Source organism: Wenjunlia vitaminophila DSM 41686 (assembly GCF_000380165.1).
Classification (GTDB): domain Bacteria; phylum Actinomycetota; class Actinomycetes; order Streptomycetales; family Streptomycetaceae; genus Wenjunlia; species Wenjunlia vitaminophila.
Genome location: NZ_KB904692.1, coordinates 17,871 through 36,528 on the forward strand (window position 1 = coordinate 17,871; position 18,658 = coordinate 36,528).

General features: G+C 72.8%; 18 protein-coding genes and 1 tRNA gene. 8 read left to right on the forward strand and 11 right to left on the reverse strand.

The genetic code is table 11. The features are described from left to right. Positions 1-99: 99 nt before the first annotated feature. Positions 100-1,845 carry a DoxX family protein gene (locus A3IG_RS30695; RefSeq protein WP_018385533.1) on the forward strand — a complete coding sequence of 582 codons (1,746 nt, stop codon included), beginning with the start codon at positions 100-102 and terminating at the stop codon, positions 1,843-1,845. 70 nt (positions 1,846-1,915) lie between these two features. Here A3IG_RS30695 and A3IG_RS0120830 read toward each other — a convergent pair whose 3' ends face one another. The 3 genes from A3IG_RS0120830 to A3IG_RS0120840 all read right to left on the reverse strand — a co-directional run bounded on the left by A3IG_RS0120830 (position 1,916) and on the right by A3IG_RS0120840 (position 4,575). Further along, a complete protein-coding gene (locus A3IG_RS0120830) occupies positions 1,916-2,641 on the reverse strand; it encodes a nucleotidyltransferase family protein (RefSeq protein ID WP_018385534.1) in 726 nt (241 codons plus the stop codon). 72 nt (positions 2,642-2,713) lie between these two features. Beyond that, positions 2,714-3,154, reverse strand: coding sequence for a hypothetical protein (locus A3IG_RS0120835; protein ID WP_018385535.1), 441 nt, complete (start codon positions 3,152-3,154; stop codon positions 2,714-2,716). Positions 3,155-3,456: 302 nt separating this feature from the next. Next, positions 3,457-4,575: an ABC transporter ATP-binding protein gene (locus tag A3IG_RS0120840; protein ID WP_018385536.1), complete on the reverse strand. Its 1,119-nt coding sequence runs from the start codon at positions 4,573-4,575 to the stop codon at positions 3,457-3,459. Positions 4,576-4,769: 194 nt separating this feature from the next. Here A3IG_RS0120840 and A3IG_RS0120845 point away from each other — a divergent pair. From A3IG_RS0120845 to A3IG_RS0120855, 3 genes are all read left to right on the forward strand, one after another. Beyond that, positions 4,770-4,843, forward strand: a tRNA-Thr gene (locus A3IG_RS0120845). Positions 4,844-5,134: 291 nt separating this feature from the next. Beyond that, positions 5,135-6,364, forward strand: coding sequence for a PP2C family protein-serine/threonine phosphatase (locus A3IG_RS0120850; protein WP_018385537.1), 1,230 nt, complete (start codon positions 5,135-5,137; stop codon positions 6,362-6,364). A 269-nt stretch (positions 6,365-6,633) separates the two neighbouring features. After that, on the forward strand, positions 6,634-7,824 hold the full coding sequence (locus A3IG_RS0120855; protein ID WP_018385538.1) for a hypothetical protein: 1,191 nt from the start codon (positions 6,634-6,636) through the stop codon (positions 7,822-7,824). 17 nt (positions 7,825-7,841) lie between these two features. Here the strand turns inward: A3IG_RS0120855 and A3IG_RS0120860 are convergent, their stop codons facing one another. Beyond that, on the reverse strand, positions 7,842-8,327 hold the full coding sequence (locus tag A3IG_RS0120860; RefSeq protein ID WP_018385539.1) for a hypothetical protein: 486 nt from the start codon (positions 8,325-8,327) through the stop codon (positions 7,842-7,844). Positions 8,328-8,452: 125 nt separating this feature from the next. Beyond that, positions 8,453-9,028, reverse strand: a complete 576-nt coding sequence (locus A3IG_RS0120865; protein ID WP_018385540.1) for a TerD family protein — start codon at positions 9,026-9,028, stop codon at positions 8,453-8,455. 149 nt (positions 9,029-9,177) lie between these two features. Here A3IG_RS0120865 and arfB point away from each other — a divergent pair, with 149 nt between their 5' ends. After that, positions 9,178-9,615, forward strand: coding sequence for an alternative ribosome rescue aminoacyl-tRNA hydrolase ArfB (arfB, locus tag A3IG_RS0120870; RefSeq protein ID WP_026220493.1), 438 nt, complete (start codon positions 9,178-9,180; stop codon positions 9,613-9,615). 79 nt (positions 9,616-9,694) lie between these two features. On the opposite strand, the gene A3IG_RS0120875 is transcribed toward arfB, so the two are convergent. Next, positions 9,695-10,195 (reverse strand): flavin reductase family protein, encoded by a 501-nt coding sequence (locus A3IG_RS0120875; protein ID WP_018385542.1) that lies wholly within the window; start codon positions 10,193-10,195, stop codon positions 9,695-9,697. 540 nt (positions 10,196-10,735) lie between these two features. Between A3IG_RS0120875 and cdgB the strand changes: the two genes are divergently transcribed. After that, positions 10,736-12,379, forward strand: a complete 1,644-nt coding sequence (cdgB, locus tag A3IG_RS0120880; RefSeq protein ID WP_018385543.1) for a diguanylate cyclase CdgB — start codon at positions 10,736-10,738, stop codon at positions 12,377-12,379. A 283-nt stretch (positions 12,380-12,662) separates the two neighbouring features. Continuing rightward, complete coding sequence (locus A3IG_RS0120885; protein ID WP_018385544.1) at positions 12,663-13,667, forward strand: CBM35 domain-containing protein; 1,005 nt, start codon at positions 12,663-12,665, stop codon at positions 13,665-13,667. Here A3IG_RS0120885 and A3IG_RS0120890 read toward each other — a convergent pair. The 4 genes from A3IG_RS0120890 to A3IG_RS0120905 form a co-directional block, all read right to left on the reverse strand. Beyond that, on the reverse strand, positions 13,633-14,544 hold the full coding sequence (locus A3IG_RS0120890) for an SAM hydrolase/SAM-dependent halogenase family protein (RefSeq protein ID WP_018385545.1): 912 nt from the start codon (positions 14,542-14,544) through the stop codon (positions 13,633-13,635). The genes A3IG_RS0120885 and A3IG_RS0120890 overlap by 35 nt on opposite strands. After that, positions 14,541-15,398 (reverse strand): class II fructose-bisphosphate aldolase, encoded by an 858-nt coding sequence (locus tag A3IG_RS0120895; protein ID WP_018385546.1) that lies wholly within the window; start codon positions 15,396-15,398, stop codon positions 14,541-14,543. Before A3IG_RS0120895 ends, A3IG_RS0120890 begins: the two co-directional genes overlap by 4 nt. Further along, the gene (gene nagA / locus A3IG_RS0120900; RefSeq protein ID WP_026220495.1) at positions 15,386-16,534 is read right to left on the reverse strand and encodes an N-acetylglucosamine-6-phosphate deacetylase; all 1,149 of its coding nucleotides are present in this window, start codon (positions 16,532-16,534) and stop codon (positions 15,386-15,388) included. The genes A3IG_RS0120895 and nagA overlap by 13 nt, the downstream gene beginning before the upstream one ends. Positions 16,535-16,617: 83 nt before the next feature. Continuing rightward, complete coding sequence (locus A3IG_RS0120905) at positions 16,618-17,574, reverse strand: ROK family protein (RefSeq protein WP_040912066.1); 957 nt, start codon at positions 17,572-17,574, stop codon at positions 16,618-16,620. Between the two features lie 506 nt (positions 17,575-18,080). On the opposite strand from A3IG_RS0120905, the gene A3IG_RS35380 reads away from it, so the two are divergent. Beyond that, a complete protein-coding gene (locus tag A3IG_RS35380) occupies positions 18,081-18,299 on the forward strand; it encodes a DUF3263 domain-containing protein (RefSeq protein ID WP_026220496.1) in 219 nt (72 codons plus the stop codon). Positions 18,300-18,320: 21 nt separating this feature from the next. On the opposite strand, the gene A3IG_RS0120915 is transcribed toward A3IG_RS35380, so the two are convergent. Continuing rightward, a partial coding sequence (locus A3IG_RS0120915) for a helix-turn-helix domain-containing protein (protein WP_018385550.1) occupies positions 18,321-18,658 on the reverse strand: 338 nt, incomplete at its 5' end.

The following is an 18,658-nucleotide window of genomic DNA, read 5'->3' on the forward strand; positions in this document are numbered from 1 at the left end:
GCGTGTCCTCGGGCAAGTTCACTCGGTTAGTTCAATGTGTCGTCCACCAGAACGGCCCGGCCTTCCCCGGGAGGGCGGGCGCGGGACAGCGGTGAGCCGGTGATCCGCGCCGTGCGGGTCCCCAGCGATCCGGCTCAGATCTACGTCAGCCAGGCCAGTTTCCGGGTGCGGTTCGCACAGCTCCCGGCCGCGGCCTCCTCCTTCGTCCCCGCCCCCCTCCGCCCCCGGCTGGTCCCGCACGGTCGTGGGGCACGCCCGATCCAGGTCAGGCCCCGGCTCCCGCGTGAGCGACGCGGTGCCGGCGCACTCGGAGGGGCCCCGTCGGCGGCCGACCCGCGCGCCGACGGCCCCAGGCCCGAACCGCCGACCGGGGAGGCCCCCCTCGGCCCTCCGGCCCTCGGCGTCCACCCCGGGGGGGCGTTCCCCACCGAGCTGGCCCGCGGGGCCCGGGTGCTGCGCGCCGGCAGGGCCGCCACCGGCCCGGCCCCCGCCGCTGGCCAACGCCCCCGTGTCCCGGGTGCCAGGCAGGCCGCCATATCCGGGACCCCGGCGGGCGGGAGCGCCACCGGCGGTCCCCCCGGGTACGGCCCGGCGCCCGGGAGCGACCTGGAGACCACCCAGCCCCTGGCCCCCGTCCTCCAGGACGACACCCGGCCGCTGCCCCGTGTCCAGGAGTTCGCCGAACCGCCGGTCGCCACCGTGTTCGGGCGGTTCGGTGACCACGACGAGGACGGCGTCCACGACGAGGACGGCGGGCCCTGGGCCGCCCGGCCCGGCTCCGGCGCGCCCGGAGGGCACCCGGCGCCCCAGGCCCGCCGCAACCCCGGGGTGGTGCTGCTGCCGCTGCGCGTCTTCCTCGGCGGGATCAGCGTGTACGCGGGCATGGGAAAGCTCTGCGACCCGGTGTACTTCGACGGCGGGGAACGCGGGTCCATGGTCGCCTGGCTCTCCTCGCTGCACCCCTGGACGGCGGTCGAACCCCTGCGCCACTTCGCGCTCAGCCATCCCGTGGGTGCCGGACTGACCGTGGCCTTCCTCCAGATCGTCGTCGGCGTGTTGTCGGTGCTCGGGCTCTGGCAGCGGGCCGCGGCGGGGGCCGGGATGCTGCTGTCCGCAGCGCTGCTACTCACCGTGAGCTGGCGGACCGTTCCGGTGTACGAGGCGCCGGACGTGGTGTACCTGGCTGCCTGGAGCCCGTTGCTCATCGCCGGGGCCCCTTACGGTTCGCTGGACGCCCGGCTGGCGGAGCGGGGGCGGCGCCGGTTCGGCCACCGCGCGCCGCCGGGTGAGCGCCGCCGGTGGGTGCTGCGGCGCGGCGCCGTCGTGGTCACGGTGGTCTCCGGTCTCTGCCTGCTGACCGGTTCACTGTTCGGGGCCGCCGTCCGGTCCGGTGGCGCCCACACCGACCCGGTCGCCCCCACGGCCCCGCCCACCAACAACCTGCCCGGCTCGCCGCTGCCGACCAGGAGCAGCGGCGAGCCCGACGGCGGCGTCCGGTCGCCCCTGCCACCGCGGTCGGCGCCGAGCGGCCCGTCGGCCGGACCCACGCCCGCCGTCCCCCCGCTGCCCGGGACCGGGACCTCGACCGGAGCCGGTGACGCCCCCGCGGTGGGCGGCACCGTCACCCCCACCCAGGGCACTGACCCATGGGCCACCCAGGTCCCCGAGCCGGTCGCCCCCGGCCGGACGCTGACTCCCTCGGCTCCCAGCGCCGGGCCGGACCTCGGGGGCGGCGGGACAGCCGTGGACGGCGGGCGTGGGTCCGGGGGCGCGCTCGGGGGCATCCTCGGGCGCGGGCTGCTCGGCATGGAGGCGGGCGCGGCCCAGGGGGACGCGGAGGCCTGAGGGCTCTCTGGCGGGTCCCGCCGGGTGCCGTAGCTGCCCGGCCAGGTCCGTGCGGCCCCGGGCCCGCACCTCAGCCCGCGAGTTCCCGGGCGGCCTCGGTGAGGTCCTTGGCCGTGTCGATGGCCCGCCAGTAGGCGCCCTGCGGGATGGGGAAGCCCGCGAGGGTGCGTTCCCGGGCCAGCCTCGGGAACGTGGTGCGCTCGTGGTCGCCCCGCTGCGGCAGCAGGTGGGTGAAGGAGGGCGAGAAGACGTAGACCCCGGCGTTGATCAGGTAGGGCGACAGGGGGGCCTCGACGAAGTCCAGCACCTGCCCGAACTCGTTGGTCTCCACCGCCCCCCAGGGAATCCGTGGCCGCGCCAGGGCGAGGGTGGCGACGGCGGCGCGTTCCTCGTGGAACGCGGCCATGTCGCGCAGCCGGAACCTGGTCCAGATGTCGCCGTTGGTGGCGTACCAGGGCTGGTCCGGGTGGGGCAGCGACGCCGCGGCGTGCCTCAGGCCGCCTCCGCGGCCCAGCGGCTCGGTCTCCACCACCGTGCGCGCCCGCAACGGCAACTCCGTCTCGTCCAGCCAGGTCCGCAGCACCTCGGCGAGGTGGCCGCAGGAGATCACCACGTCGGTGACGCCCTCCTCGGCGAGCCAGGCGAGCTGATGACCGATGATCGGGGTTCCGGTGCCGGGGATCTCGACCATCGGCTTGGGACGGTCGTCGGTGTACGGGCGGAGCCGGGAACCCTGGCCGCCCGCGAGCACGACGGCCTGGGTGACGGGGGCGGAGGCATGGTGGGCACCTGTCATGCCGGAAACCCTATGCGCCCCGGCTCCGGCCCGGTCACCGTGGCGGCGACGGGGCGCCGCCGGACGACGGGCTCATCCGGCGGACAGCACCCCCGAGGCGAACGAGGTGTCGCAGACCGGACGGGACCACTGCTGGGCCCGGAGCGCGTCGCCCTGGTACCGGGCCACGGCCGCGCGGCCGAGCGCACGGGCGATGGAGGCGCAGTGGCCGGCCAGCGCGGGCCTGCGGGCCACCTCCTGCTGCAGGTGGGTGAGGGCCACGCCCGGGTCCCTGGTCTGCACCTCGTGCAGCAGCCGGGCCCGCAGCGCCTCCTGCGGACGCCGTTCCGCCCGGGTGTCCACGGCGTCGGAGGAGGCCCCGCCGGGTTCCTCGGCCGACGCGGTGAGCACCTGGGCGTCCGGGCCGGACGGCGTCCAGGCCACGCGGGTGACCGCGAGCGTCCCGGAGAGCACGAGGACGACTGGGAGGACGAGGGCGAGGGACTTACCGAAGCGACGGGCTGCCTGGTTCACGCCGGCGATCGTAGCGTCCGGTGATGATTTGGCGACAAACGGTTACACCATCGGGTGACGGTCCGCCGCCCTGCTGGTGCGCAGCGTTGACGTTCCCCGCCGACACCGGGCCGCCACCGCTTCCCCGCGTCGCCACGGCTTCCCGTTGCGGCCGGTCGGCCCCGGTACGCGACTGCCCTCTCCGTCCGCACCCGCACCACCGTCGGGGGGCCGCCGTGGGGAAGACGGCAGGGGCTGCTCTCCCCTCGGGGGAGCAGCCCCTGTTCGTCCTGCCCAGGGCGCCGACCCGGTCGGCGCGTGCCTCAGTCGGTCAGGCGCTCGCCGGTGCTGGTGGAGAAGACGTGGGTCTCCCCGGCGCGCGGCACCACGTGCAGCGTCTCGCCCTTCATCGGCACCTCGCGGCCGTTGACCCGGACCACCAGGTCCTTGTCCTGTCCGCCGACGTGCGCGGTGCCGTAGACGTAGCCGTCCGCGCCCAGTTCCTCGACGACGTTGACGGTGACCGCGAGACCGGCCTTGTCGTCCTTGGACAGGCTCTTGGTCTCGCCGTTGACCAGGTCGAAGTGCTCGGGCCGGATGCCGACGGTGACCGTGGTGTCGCCCTTGTTCGCCGCCTCGGCGATGGCGTCGCGGTTGACCGGCACCACGGAGTTGCCGAACTTCACGCCGCCGTCCACGATCGGCACCTCGACGAGGTTCATGGCGGGGGAGCCGATGAAGCCCGCGACGAAGACGTTCGCCGGGCGGTCGTACATGTTCCGCGGCGAGTCCACCTGCTGGAGCAGCCCGCCCTTGAGCACCGCCACCCGGTCACCCATGGTGAGAGCCTCGACCTGGTCGTGGGTGACGTAGACCGTGGTGATCCCGAGCCGGCGCTGGAGGCTGGCGATCTGGGTGCGGGTGGACACGCGGAGCTTGGCGTCCAGGTTGGACAGCGGCTCGTCCATGAGGAACACCTGTGGCTCACGCACGATGGCCCGGCCCATGGCGACACGCTGCCGCTGACCACCGGAGAGCGCCTTGGGCTTGCGGCCCAGGTACTCGGTGAGGTCGAGGATCTTGGCGGCGTCCTCGACCTTCTGCCGGATGGTGGCCTTGGGAACCCCGGCGATCTTCAGCGCGAAGCCCATGTTGTCGGCGACGGTCATGTGCGGGTACAGCGCGTAGTTCTGGAACACCATGGCGATGTCCCGGTCCTTCGGCGGGAGGTGGGTGACGTCGCGCTCCCCGATCCGGATCGCGCCCTCGTTCACGTCCTCGAGACCCGCGAGCATCCGCAGCGAGGTGGACTTCCCACAGCCGGAGGGCCCGACCAGGACGAGGAACTCGCCGTCGGCGATGTCCAGTTCGAGCTTGTCCACGGCTGGGCGCTCGGAGCCCGGGTAGACCCGGGTCGCCTGGTCGAAGGTTACGGTTGCCATGGTGAGTGGTCCCTTCACCGGCAGGAACGTGCCGGACGATCCGAGTAAAGGAGAAATGGTCTGGTCCATTGGCCTGGACTGTTGTGCGACCGTACCCGCAGGTGGGGCACTTTGTCAGTAGGATCAGACGGCGGATTTGGTAACGGCTCGGATCACCCGTTGAGTACACTGCACAGCAGCCCCACGAGGGCCGCGCCGCCTTAGCTCAGTTGGCCAGAGCATCGCTCTTGTAAAGCGAGGGTCGTCGGTTCGAACCCGACAGGCGGCTCCCAGGTCAGACCACGGTGAACGCCCCGACCGATCATGGTCCGGGGCGTTCGGCACCAGTTCTCGCAACGCGGGCGTGTGGTTCCCGCTGCCGGCTTCCCGCGTCCCGCGTCCTGCCCGGGCGCCGGGCGCCGGGCCCCGGGCCCCGGCCAGCCCCGTTCCCCCGCGAGGTGACGCCGCCGTGGGGGCCGACCGGGTGACCGGGCGGGTTCACCGGCGTGACGTCGCCGCCCAACGGGCGCGGGCTCCTATCGTGGGAGCGACGCGACGGTGGATGGCGAGGCGGACGCAGGTGAGGCGACCGGAGACCGACTACGCGGCCGTCTTCCAGGCGCTCCCCGGGGTGGTGGCGCTCCTGACGCCGCAACTGGTGTATGTCGATGTCAACGGGGGGTTCCTGCGAGCCACCGGCCGCACCCGCGACCAGGTGATCGGCCGCTACATCTTCGACGTCTTCCCCGACAACCCCAACGACCCGACCGCGACCGGCATGCGGAACTTCCAGGCCTCGCTGCTGCGGGTGGTCGCCACCGGCGAGCGTGACGTCATGGCGGTCCAGCGCTACGACGTGGAGGACCCCGCCCGACCCGGGGTGTGGCAGGAGCGGTACTGGAGCCCGATCAACGTCCCGGTGTTCGCCCCCGACGGGCAGGTGATCATGGTGATGCTGCGGGTGGAGGAGGTCACCGAGCTCGTCCGCACGTGGAGCACCAGGAACGGCGGCAGCGGCGCCAGGATGCTGGAGGCCGACCTCTACACCCGCGCCCGCGAGTTGCAGGAGGTCAACGAACGGCTGCGCCGGGCCCACGCGCACGAACGGGAGGTCGCCCTGAGCCTCCAGGCGGCGATGCTGCCGGTGCCCCGGCCGGTCGGCCACCACCGGGCGGCCGTGCGGTACCAGCCGGCGGTCGGCACGTTGAACGTGTGCGGCGACTGGTACGAACTGACCGACATGCCGGGTGACCGGATCGCGGTGGCGGTGGGCGACGTCGTCGGCCACGGGCTGCGGGCGGCCGGCGTCATGGGGCAGCTCCGCAGCGCGCTCAGCGCGGCGTGCCACGTCGCCAAGCGGCCGGCCCCGGCCCTGGAGGCACTGAGCACCTACGCGCTCTCGGTGCAGGGCGCGGAGTCCAGCACGGCGTTGCAGGCCTTCGTGGACTGGGAGACCAGGATCATCACCTACAGCAGCGCCGGCCACCCGCCGCCCGCCCTGGCGCACCCCGACGGCACCGTCGCCTTCCTCGACCAGGCCACGGGACCCCCGCTCGGCATCCCCACCGACTCCGAGGTCCGGCCCGAGGCCGTCGAGGAGTTCGACGAGGGGGCCGTGCTGGTGCTCTACACCGACGGCCTGATCGAACGCCGCACCGAGGACATCGACACCGGGCTGCGCCGGCTGGCCGTCTCCCTCGCCCGCCACCGCGGAGCGGACCCCGAGAGCCTGGCCGACGCCCTGCTCCTGGACCTGCTCCCGTCCAGGGGCATCACCGACGACACGGTGCTGGTCGTCGTGCGGCTGTGACCGCGTCGCCCGGGCTCCGGCGGCACCGGAGCGGGACGGTGCGGGGCCGTTCGGGGTGGGGGCCGCCTTACGGGTTCCGACAGTCGTGCGGGGTACCGGTCGGGCGGCGTTCCACGACTTAAGTCGAGGTCCGGTGGACCTTCGGCCGACGCGTCCCCCGCTGGTCGGCGCGAGGCTGGTGCCCGGAAGCAACCGGAACCGGCAACGGCCGGGCACACTTCGCCCGCGTGCGGTGGTGCGGCGTGGGGCCCGTGCCTTGGAGGACAGACGTGAACAACGACGCCTTGACGCGCAGGGCCACCTTCCTCAAGGGGGCGGCGGTCCTCGGGGCGGCGGCCGCGGGCGGGGTGCTGTCGGGCCCGGGCGAAGCGCGGGCGGCCCACCGCGGGAGGCGCGGGGCGCGCCGGGCCGGTGGGGGCCTGACGTACCGGGGCGTCGTCTATGACACCGGGACCGCCTTCGGACCGGGGTGGCCGCTCACCCGCGAGCTGTGGACCGACGCGTTGATGGGCACGGACATCCGGGCCATCGACCAGGAACTGCACTGCTCCGCGGTGTCCGTCATAGGGACCGACGTGGACCGTCTGGTGTCCACCGCGACGGCGGCCCTGGAACGCGGTCTCCAGGTCACCGTCCAGCCGCGGCTCTTCGACCACCCCCAGCAGGAGGTCCTGGAGCACCTGCGGCGGACCTGCCGGGAGGCGGAGAAGCTGCGCCTGGCCCACCGGCCCGAGGTGGTCCTGGCGGTCGGCTGCGAGTACGTGCTGTTCACCCCGGGCATCGTGCCGGGCGACACGTTCCTGGAGCGCATCCAGTACCTCGTCGAGGGGAACTACGACTACCGGGAGATCACGCGCCGGCTGCACGCGTTCGTCGCCAGGGCGGTGGCGGTGGCCCGGGAGAACTTCGGGGGGCGGATCACCTATGCGGCGGCGACCGGCCTGGAGGAGATCAACTGGAACCTCTTCGACATCGTCGGCCTCGACTACTACACCTTCCACAGCGATCCCGCAGAGCACACCAGGGAACTGAGCCCCCACCGCCGCTGGGGCAAGCCGATCATGATCATGGAGTTCGGCTGCTGTACCTACCGCGGTGCCGCCGAGCGAGGCGGCGACGGCTGGGACGTCATCGACTACGACAAGCCGGTCCCGGAGATCGTCGGGAACCTGGTGCGCGACGAGGCGGAACAGGCGCAGCACCTCGCCACCATGCTCGACGTCTTCGAGGCCGAGGGGTTCCTCAGCGCCTCGCCGTACCAGTTCATCGCCACCGACCTCCCGCACTCGCCGAACCCCAGGTTCGACCTGGACATGGCGTCCTTCAGCCTGGTCAAAGTGGTTCGGGAGGACTTCGCCGACCCGCTCTCCCCGTACCACTGGAAGCCCAAGTCGGCCTACCACGCCGTTGCCCGGCACAACTGCGCCGCGGCCCGACGCCAGCGGGCCGCGGGGCGCTGACGCCGGGCGGTGCGCCGTCACACCCGGGGGAAGCGGCTGCCCAGGTGCCAGACGGTCGGGTTGTCAGCCAGGGACTCGTGCATGTCGGTGAGGTCGGCGAGCAGGTCGTGGAGGAAGTCCCTGGCCTCCCGACGCAGATCGTGGTGTCGGACCGTCAGCGGCTCGCCCTCCACCCAGTCGGCACTGATCCGCACCCAGCCGAAGCGGCGGGCGAAGCGGAGCCGGTCGGCGGTCTCGGTGAAGTCCAGCTCGGCGGTGGTGACGCGGGACGCGCGACTGCCCGCCGGGTCACGGTCGAGCTCCTCGACGATGTCGCACAGCGCCCAGGCGAAGTCCAGCACCGGCACCCATCCCCAGGCTGTGGACAACTCGTCGGCGTCCTGCGCCACGTAGACGTCACCGCAGAACAGGTCGTGGCGCAACGCGTGGACGTCGGCGGTGCGGTAGTCGGTCTGCGGCGGGTCGGGGAAGCGCCTGGACAACGAATAGCCGATCTCGATCACGCGGGTGATGGTGTCACGACGGCCCGGCCGGGCGTTCGGGTCCCGACCGGTCCGCGGCCGGGCGGGTTGGATGACCGCGGCCCCGGTCCGGCTGTCAGCCGGACCGGGGCCGCGAGCGCCTGGGTTCAGAGGTTGACGCCGAAGTCCTGGGCGATGCCGGTCAGACCGCTGGCGTACCCCTGGCCGACCGCACGGAACTTCCACTCCGCGCCGTGGCGGTACAGCTCACCGAAGACCATCGCGGTCTCGGTGGCCGCGTCCTCGGTCAGGTCGTAGCGGGCGATCTCCGCACCGCCGGCCTGGTTGAGCACCCGGATGTAGGCGTTGCGGACCTGCCCGAAGTTCTGACCGCGGTTCTCCGCGTCGTACACGGACACCGGGAAGACGATCTTCTCGACGTCGGGGGTCAGCGCGGCGAGGTTGACGTTGATCTGCTCGTCGTCGCCCGCGCCCTCGCCGGTGCGGTTGTCGCCGGTGTGCACGATGCTCTGGTCCGGGGTGGACCGGTTGTTGAAGAACACGAAGTGCGCGTCCGAGACGACCTTGCCGGCCTGGTTGACCGCGATGGCGCTGGCGTCGAGGTCGAAGTCGGTTCCGGTGGTGGTCCGAACGTCCCAGCCGAGGCCGACCGTGACCGCGGTCAGGCCCGGAGCCTCCTTGGTGAGGGAGACGTTGCCACCCTTGGACAGGCTTACAGCCATTTGGACGGATCCCTTTCCTCTGTCGCGAGCCTGGTTTGCGGCTTGCGTCGGCCACGAGCGACGCTATCGCTAAGGGACAGAACGCCGTCAGGGGGATGGCCGGTTCCCTGGTGGAAACGCGGATGACGTGCGGCGCCGGTTGCGGGACCATGGGGCGCATGACCGGGACCACACACGTCCGCGGCTCGGTCTCCATTCCGGAGGCCGAGCTGGCCTGGCGTTTCTCCCGCTCCTCCGGGCCCGGCGGGCAGCACGTGAACACCACGGACAGTCAGGTGGAGCTGCGCTACGACCTGGCGAGGTCCGAGGCCCTGCCGCCGGTGTGGAAGGAGCGGGCGCTGGAGCGCCTGTCCGGGCGCCTGGTGGACGGGGTGCTGGTGGTCCGCGCCTCGGAGCACCGGTCCCAGTGGCGCAACCGCGAGGTGGCCAGGGCCCGTCTTGCCGCGCTGCTCGCGGAGGCGACCGCGCCGCCACCCCGCGCACGCAAGCGCACCAAGCCGACCCGGGGCATGATCGAACGCCGCCTGGAGAACAAGCGGCGCCGGGGGGAGCTCAAGCGTGCCCGGCGCGCCCGGTACGACGGCTGACCCGCGCAGGGGCCTCCGGGGTCCTCCCCGGACCCGGAAGGGACCCGTGGGCTGACGGGGGCCCGTGGGACGTGGCCCCTCAGCTCAGGTAGCGGTAGCGCCCCCGGAAGTAGAGCAGCGGCCGGCCCTCGGCACTGGGGGTCGCGGTGGTGAGCACACGTCCGATCACCAGGCGGTGGTCGCCCGCGGGCACGCTCTGCTCGGTGCGGCACTCCAGCACCGCGAGCGCCCCGCCGAGCAGGGGGGCGTCGGTGGCCTCCCCCCGGTGGTACGCGACGTCCTCGAACAGCAACCGGTCGCTGACACGCCCGCGCATGGCGAACCGTCCGGCGACGTGCCGTTGGCTCTCCGCGAGCACCGACACCGCCCACAGCGGCTGCCTGGACAGCAACTCGTCCATCCGGGAGTCCGCCCGCACGCTCACCATCACCAGGGGTGGGTCCAGCGACACCGACACGAAGGCGGTGGCGGTCATCCCGATGTCCTCACCCCTGGGGCCCTCCTCGGGGTCGTGTGCGGTGACCAGGACCACGCCCCCGGCGAGCCGGGAGAGTGTGGCCCGGAACGCGTCGGGGTCCACTCCGTGGTGGTCCCCGCCCGGTTCCGTCGCGTGATCTGTCACGGAACCAGGATGCGGGACGGCTGAGGTGGGAGTCTGTGGTCGCACACGGTGAACGCTAACCCGGCGGAGTCGAACGGTCATCGGACCGGGGACGGAGCCGGGGCGGGACCTTGGACCGAGTGATGGCGGGGCGACGTGCCCGCCCGCCGGACGTTGTCCCGGTGTGACGCACTCGCCGTGGGGTCATGGCGAGTGAAAGTGGGGAAGGATCAGTGCGGGGCGGGACAACGGGGTCAACGCCTTTGGGGGCGAACGTGGAGAAGAGCCAAGAAATCCGACACCTCACTTCTGGATGAAGGGCGATTGTCGGATATGTTCATCCGCGTTCGAATGAATTCATACAATTCATAAATGTTGCACACGGGGGTGTGATGTGAGTCACAACATGAGGCTATTGTTGACCCTGCGTACCGGGCGAACTCCTCCCTGTGATTCAGTTGCCCTTGCAATCGGACCATAGGAAATGTCGGGAGTAGTCGTCGAGGCTCGGGGAGAACAATGGAAGCCGAGTCGGAGCCGTACGTCAGGCTGGGGACCCTACGCCAGTTGCACCAGGTCGTCGCCGGACTGAACACGGCCCGCAGCCTGGCGGAGACGCTACAGGCGGTCGCTGACGGCGCGGTGGCCGGGCTTGGTTTCGAGCTGTCCGTGGTGAACCTGGTGGGCCCGGACGGCGACCTCGTGGTGGCCGCCGTGGCCGGCAGCAGCGCGGCCGAGGCGTTGATGGGCGGCCGGGTGGGTTCCCGCGCGTCCTGGGAGCGGCGGCTGTCCATGGGCGAGGCGTGGGGCACCCTGCGGTTCATTCCCTACGAGGTCGGCTGGGTGCTGGACGGCGACGACGTACCCTCCTGGGTGACGGAGGGGCCCGAGCCCACCACCCCGGACGGCTGGCACCCGGGCGACCGGCTGCTGGCGCCGATGTACTCCGGGTCCGATCTGCTCGGGGTGGTCTCGGTGGACCGGCCGCGCAACGGCAAGCGCCCCAGCGCCTGGGTCCGCGAAGCCCTGCACATGTACAGCAACCAGGCCGCCGTGGCGATCAGCAACGCCCGGCTGCGTTCCAACATGCAGCGCGCCCTGATCCGCCTCGAGCGGGAGCAGCAGGCGCTGCGGGCGAGCGAGGAGAGCTTCCGGCAGGCGTTCGAGTACGCGCCCAGCGGGATGGCCATCGCGGAGATGAGCGGGGGGCACCAGGGCAAGCTGCTGCGGGCCAACGACGCGCTGTGCCGGCTGCTCGGCCGCCCCGCCAGCATCCTGCGCCGCTACTCCTTCGCCGACCTGGTGCACCCCGAGGACAAGAACCTCTTCGACCGCACCTCCGCCGAGGGCGGCAGGGCCGAACTGCGGCTGTCCCGGCGGGACGGCACCTACCTCTGGGTCCACCTGAGGAACTCCGTGGTCGCGGACGCCGCGGACGGGCCCCGCTTCCTGCTCACCCACGTCGAGGACATCGAGGAGCGCAAGCGGCACGAACTACAGCTCGCCCACCGCGCCAGCCACGACGCGCTGACCGGCCTGCCGAACAGCGCCGAGCTGCGCTCCAGGCTGGGCCGGCGGCTGTGCGACCGCGGCCAGGACGAGCAGACCACCCAGGAGGACCCGGCCCTGGCCGTGCTGGACGGCACCGGGGACGAGTTCGCCTACCGGTACGCCGGCCAGGACAACAACGGGTTCGACCACCACGTGCACGCGGTGGCGCCGGACGAGGTGGGTGGGGTCGCGGGCGACGGCGAGGACCGCGGGACCAAGGGGCTCGCCGTGCTCTTCTGCGACCTCGACGGCTTCAAGCTGATCAATGACAGGTACGGGCACCACGCCGGTGACGCGGTGCTGGTGGAGGTGGCCCGCCGGCTGACAGGCGGCGTGCGGGACGGCGACACCGTGGCCCGGCTCGGCGGTGACGAGTTCGTGGTGCTCGCGGACGGACTCGGTCGTCAGGACGCCGCGGACCTCGCCGAGCGGCTGCGCGCCGAGTTGCTGCCGCCGATCCGGGTGGACGGCCGGGCGGTGCGGGTCGGAGCCAGCTTCGGCATCGGCTGGGCGGCCTGCGGGATGACCGCGGACGAGGTCCTGCACTCCGCTGACCAGCGGATGTACATGGACAAGAGGTCGCGCTCCCGCAACCACAAACGAGCGGGTTGATGGGCCGTCACCACGCGCGCGGGACGCCTGGACAACCTTCCGTGATCGGGCCACCCGGTCGAACCCGGGCACAGGAGGTGCCCCGTAAGAGGTAGTGTGCACTGGGTCAGTGATGTCCTCGAGATGACGGTGAACACCAACCCGCGGGGTCCCGCCATCAATTGAAGATCATGAATTTTGGCCATCCGTGCCCACCGTCCGCCCACTGGGCGTTGCGTGCCTCCAGGGCAGCCAGTGAGTGGGTGTGCGTCGTGGCCTGCCTGAGTGGGGAGTTGACGAGCGGATGACGGCCGGCAGCAACGGCAACGGCGACGGCGCGCCCGAGGACGACGACCCCTTCGCCTACCTGTACCGCCAGGAAGGCGACCCGGGGCCGGGGGAACCGCAGGGCGTGCCCCAGCAGCCGCACAGCACGACCGGGGTGCCCAGGACCTCGTACCACCAGGTGACCAGGGTCGGCCAGACCACCTACGGCGGCCAGCGTGACCGGTCCGGTGGCTATGGCTATCCCCAGGCGACGTCGGCGCAGGGCGGTTACGGCTACCCCCACGCCACGTCCTCGCCCGGCCCGCAGCCGCCCGGTCACCCGCCGGCCGCCGTGCCCGCCCAGCAGCCGGGGGACCGCCGTGGCGGTCCGGCCGCCGCAGGCCCCGGTGGGGGGCGCGGGAGCCGGTCCGGTGGCGGACAGGGGCTGTTGATCGGCGCGATCGCCGTGGTGGTCGCCGTGGCTGTCGGCGTGGGCGTGGTGATCTGGGCGGGGAACGACGACAACAAGGACAAGGCCGAGCCGGAACCAGCCAACAGCGTCACCGAGAGCGCGAGCTCGACCCCGACCAAGAAGTCCACGCCGCTGCCGCGGCAGCTCCCGCCGGTCACCGACGCGGTCAAGCTGCGCCCCGAGGGCGGTGCCCACCCCGAGTCCCAGTACTCCGGGGCGTTGGCCGAAGGCGGCTCCTACATCGCCGGGATGGACACCGTGGGCGCCAGCGTCACCTGGACGTTCACCGTTCCGGAGGACGGGCAGTACCGGGTGAACGTCCGCTACGGCAACGCCGGGGGGGAGGCCAAGGCCACCCTGGTGGTCAACGGCAAGGGCCAGTCGATCTCGTTGGACAACTTCTCCGGCCAGAAGGACTGGTCGAAGGCGTGGACCCGCTCCTGGGGGCAGGTCAACCTGACCAAGGGCGACAACACGGTCACGCTGACCTGCGGACAGGGTGACTCCTGCGGGTTCGTGCTGGACCAGCTCGCGATCACTCGGGACAGTTACCCGTCGAACTGGCCGTGACCGTCACGGGGTCCCCCGGCGACAGCCCGAGCCGGGCCTCCGCGGAGCCGCCGTTGACCGCGAGGGCGAACCGGCCGGAGGAGTCGACGAAGCCGACCAGGGCGCCGCGCGGCACCTCGCCGAAGGTCGTCGCGTAGGGCACCTCACCGCCCCCCGGCTCCGCGCCGACCCGGAGCCGCAGCCGCTGGCCCGGACGCAACCCCAACGCCAACAGCATCTGTTGGCCCAGCGACGTCTGCACGTTGCCGAACCGGTCCACGGTCACCACCTCGCCCTCGGCCAGCCCCGCGGCGGAGTCCAGGCGGCACCTGGGCACCGGGAGCCGCACCAGGTCCGCCGGGTCGATGGCCGGTCCGGTGTCCGCCAGCCCGACCCCGAGGGCGAGGTGCGCGGCGACCGGGGCGAAGACGTCCCGGCCGTGGAAGGTGCTGGACGGCGACGCGGCCATCAACTCAGGGTTGGTCAGGGTGTGCGCGGCCACGACGCCCCCGAGGGCCTCGGCGGCGGGCGGCAGCAGGCCGTTGTCCGGTCCGACCAGCAGGTCGCCGCGGGCGGTGGCCACGGCCACCGGACGGCGCGCGGTGCCCACGCCGGGATCGACCACGGCGATGTGCACGGTGCCGGGCGGCAGGCTGGGCACCGTGTCGGCGAGCACCGCCGCGCCGCGACGGACGTCCTGCGGCGGGACGAGGTGGCTGATGTCGATGACCACCACCCCGGGGGCGATGGTCGCGATCACCCCGCGGCAGGCCCCGACGAACCCGTCCTGGAGCCCGTAGTCGGTGAGGAAGGAACAGGTGCGCACCGCCCCCGGTGCCGGTGCCCGCGGGGGCCTGGGTGTACCGGGGGCCTGGTGCTCGTCGCCGACGTTGGTCACGAGGGCAGAGTAACGACGCGGAGGCACCGGGTCACGGCCAGGGCCGTCGCCTCCCGGGCCGACGCCAGGTACCCGCGGGGGTCCACCCCGGTCGCGTCATCCTCGAGGTGGCCGCGGACCGCCCGGGTGAACGCCACGTTGAGCGCCGTGCCGATGTTCACCTTGACCATCCCCGCGCCGACCGCGGCCCGCAGTTCCCCGTCCGGCACCCCGGAGGAGCCGTGCAGCACCAGCGGGACCGGGACCGCGCGCCGCAACGCGTCGATCAGCCCGTGGTCGAGGGTGGCGGTCCGCTCGGTCATGGCGTGGCTGTTGCCCACGGCGACGGCCAGGGCGTCCACGCCGGTTGCCGAGACGTAGGCGGCGGCCTCGTCCGGGTCGGTGCGGGCCCCGGGTGCGTGCGCGCCCAGCGGGGGCTCGCCGGCCTTGCCCCCGACCCTGCCCAGCTCGCTCTCCAGCCACAGCCCGTGCCGGTGGGCCCAGCGGACCGCTTCGGCGGTGGCGGTGACGTTGTCCCGGTAGGGCAGCGTGGAGGCGTCGAACATGACGGAGCTGAAACCCGCGGACGCCGAGGCGCGCAGGAGCTCCGGGTCCCGCACGTGGTCCAGGTGCAGGGAGAGCCGGGTGCTGCTGGCCCGGGCCACGGCGGCCACGGCAGAGGCGAGGGGCAGCACCCGGCCGCCGTGGAAGCTCACCGCGTTCTGGCTGATCTGGAGCACCGCGGGGGCCTCCGCGGCTTCGGCCCCGGCGGCGACGGCCTCGGCGTGCTCCAAGGTGATCACGTTGAACGCGGCGACCCCGCGGCCGGCCCCGGCGGCCTCGGCGACCAGCTCCGCGGTGGTCACCAGGGACACGGCTGCTCCGTCCACCGGCCGCGCCGCATCACTGCGACCACGTCGAAGGCGTCGTCCAGCACGACCAGGTCGGCGTCCTTGCCCGGCTCCAGGGAACCGACGCGGTCGTCCAGCCCGAGGACGCGGGCCGGGGTGAGGGAGAGCGCCAGGGCCACCTGCTCGATCGGCACGCGGTTGATGAGCACCGCCCGCTTCAGGGCGGTGTCCAGGGTGAGGGTGCTGCCGGCGATCGAGCCGCCCTCCACCAGACGGGCGACGCCGTTGTCCACGCGGACCTGCATCGGCCCCAGCGGATAGATCCCGTCCCCCATCCCCGCGGCGGCCATGGCGTCGGTGATGAACACCGTCCGCTCCGCGCCGGCCTGGCGGAACGCCAGGTTGAGCACCGCTGGGTGCAGGTGCACCCCGTCGTTGATCAGCTCGACGGTGATCCGTTCGTCCTCGAGCAGCGCGGTGACCGGACCGGGGTCACGGTGGTGCACCGGGGGCATGGCGTTGAACAGGTGGGTGGCGACGGTGGCGCCCGCCTCCACGGCCTGCAGCGCGCTGTCGTAACTGGAGTCGGTGTGCCCGATCGCGGCGATCACCCCGCAGTCGGCGAGCAGCCGCACCGAGTCCAGGCCACCGGGCAGTTCCGGCGCCAGGGTGACCATCCTCGCGGCCCCCCGGGCCGCGTCCACGAGTTTGCGCACCACGGCCGGGTCCGGGTCCCGCAGCAGTGACGGTTCGTGCGCGCCGCACCTGGCCTCGCTGATGAAGGGTCCCTCGAAGTGGATGCCGGCCAGCTCCCCGTCCTCCACCAGCTCCGACAGCACGGCCGCCTGCCGGCTCAGGTCGTCGATGTCCCCGGTGACCAGGCTGGCCATGGTCGTGGTGGTGCCGTGGCGCAGGTGCAGCGCGGCCACGGTCCTCGCCTCCTCCACGGTGCCGGCGGAGAACGAGGCCCCACCGCCGCCGTGGACGTGGATGTCCACGAAGCCGGGCACCACCCAGTGCCCGGACAGGTCAAGGACCCGGGTGGGCGCCGCCTGTGCGCCCTGGTCGCCCTGGTTCGCAACGATCCGGCCGCCCTCGAGGGTCAGCTCCCCGTCCTCCACCACGCCGTCGGGCAGGACCACCCGGGCACCGCGCAGCACGGTGCGTTCGCCCGCCGTCCCGCCGGTTCGCCGTTGGTCCGGTGCGTCCGTTGCCCCGTCTCGGGCAGCCGAGCGTGCGTCGGTCACGGCTTCTCCTCCATCGACTCAGTGGTCAGCAGGTCCCAGGCCAACAGGCCGGCCCCCAGGTGTCCGGCGGCGTCACCCAGGGCCGCCGGGATGATTTCGGGTGGGTGCTGGAACGTCAGACGGTCCCGCACCGCGGTGCGCAGCGGGGCCAGCAGCGTCTCCCCGGACTCGGCGAGGCCGCCCCCAAGGACGATCAGCCTGGGGTCCAGCAGGGTGTGCGCGATGACCAGGCCGTCGGCGAGCGCCTCCACCGCGTCCTGCCAGACGCGGATCGCCCGGGGGTCCCCGGCGTCCACGGCGCGGGCCGCGTCCGCCGCGTCCGCGGTGGGGTTGCCGCTGGCCCGCGCCCAGTCCCGGGAGACGGCCGCCGCCGAGGCGACGATCTCCAGGCATCCGTCACGGCCGCAGCCGCACCGGGGGCCGTCGGGCCGGACCACGATGTGACCGATCTCACCGGCTCCACCGTGCGCCCCGGCCTCGATGCGGCCGTCGATCCCGATCGCGGCGGCTATGCCGGTGCCGAGTGCGACGAACAGGAAGCGGTCCTGGCCGCGTCCCGCGCCGATGCGGCCCTCGGCGAGACCGCCGGCCTTGAGGTCGTGGCCGAGCGCCACCGGGAAGGGGGCGGGACGGGAGCCCGTCAGCCGTTCGGAGAGCAGTCGGCGCAGGGGTACGTCGCGCCAGTTGAGGTTGGCGGCGAAGACCGCGACCCCGGCCGCCACGTCCACCAGGCCGGGTACCACCACACCGGCGGCCCGGGGAGGCTCACCGAAACGGCGTTCCCCGGTGGCGTACAACTCGGCGGCGAAGTCCACCACGTCGGCGACGACGGCGTCCGGCCCCCTCTCCCGTCCGGTCGGGCGCTGCTCCCGGTGCAGCACCGTGCCGTCCGCGGCCACCAGGGCAGCCTTCATCCCGGTTCCGCCCACATCGAGGGCGATGACGTGTCTCACGGGAACAGTGTCGCGTTTCGACCCACAAAAGGTCTAGTCCACTCATCGAGAATCGATCATCGCGTCGCCGGGTCGTCGTGGTGCCGGGCCGCCTCCGAGGGATCGGTGACTCCCGGAACCGCGCCCCGGCGTGGCGGTCACCGCCCCCGCGGCCACCGGGACGTGGGGGCGTGTCCCCATCACTGGTGTAGACCAAATGTCAGGCAACGAGGCAGGCCGGAGAGTCAGCGGGGCCGGTTACGCTGAAAACCGTGGCCGAGGAACCCGGGGGAGACATGGCCAAGGAACCTCAGAACGAACCACCCACCACACCGGCGCCGTCCACACCCGAAGCTCACCGACCGCGCAGCTCGGACGCGCCCCAGCCCGGCCCCGCCGACCCCAGCTCCAACCCCGGCCCCAGCCCCAATCCCAGCCCCAATCCCAGCCCCATCGAGTCGGAGACGGAGCAGAAGGAGCAGGCGGAGGGGGCGGCGGAGGAGCACGTCCCCGCCGGCGCCTCGGAGTTGTCCGACCGGGACCGCGCGGTCCTCGCCTTCGCGCGCCGCACCTGGCACCTGTCCGGGGCGAAGGAACGAGCGATCAGGGAACAGCTCGAACTGAGCCCCACCCGCTACTACCAGGTGCTGAACACCCTGATCGACCGCCCCGAGGCACTGGCCCACGACCCGGTCACCGTCAACCGGCTGCGCCGGATGCGTCAGGCCCGCCGCTCGCGGCGCTGAGGCGCGGGCACGCGGGGCCGTTCACGCCCCGTCCAGGTACGCCAGCACCGCCAGCACCCGCCGGTTGTCGTCGTCCGACGGTGGCAGGTCGAGCTTGGCGAAGATGTTGGAGGTGTGCTTGGTCACGGCCCGCTCGGTGACCACCAGCCGCTGGGCGATCGCGGCGTTGGACCGTCCCTCGGCCATCAGCTCCAGCACCTCGCGTTCCCGTGCGGTCAGCCGGGCCAGGGGCCGGTCCCGCGCACTGCGGGCCAGCAACTGGGAGATCACCTGCGGGTCCATCGCGGTGCCCCCACCGGCCACCCGGCGCACCCCGTCGATGAACTGGTCCGCGTCGAACACCCGGTCCTTGAGCAGGT

Bases quoted from the DNA above. Each gene is read 5' to 3' on its own strand.
- A3IG_RS0120865 (WP_018385540.1), bottom strand. From the start codon at position 9,028: ATGGCTGTAAGCCTGTCCAAGGGTGGCAACGTCTCCCTCACCAAGGAG.
- A3IG_RS0120840 (WP_018385536.1), bottom strand. From the start codon at position 4,575: ATGGCAACCGTAACCTTCGACCAGGCGACCCGGGTCTACCCGGGCTCC.
- A3IG_RS0120885 (WP_018385544.1), top strand. From the start codon at position 12,663: ATGACGGCCGGCAGCAACGGCAACGGCGACGGCGCGCCCGAGGACGAC.
- A3IG_RS0120830 (WP_018385534.1), bottom strand. From the start codon at position 2,641: ATGACAGGTGCCCACCATGCCTCCGCCCCCGTCACCCAGGCCGTCGTG.
- cdgB (WP_018385543.1), top strand. From the start codon at position 10,736: ATGGAAGCCGAGTCGGAGCCGTACGTCAGGCTGGGGACCCTACGCCAG.
- arfB (WP_026220493.1), top strand. From the start codon at position 9,178: ATGGGGCGCATGACCGGGACCACACACGTCCGCGGCTCGGTCTCCATT.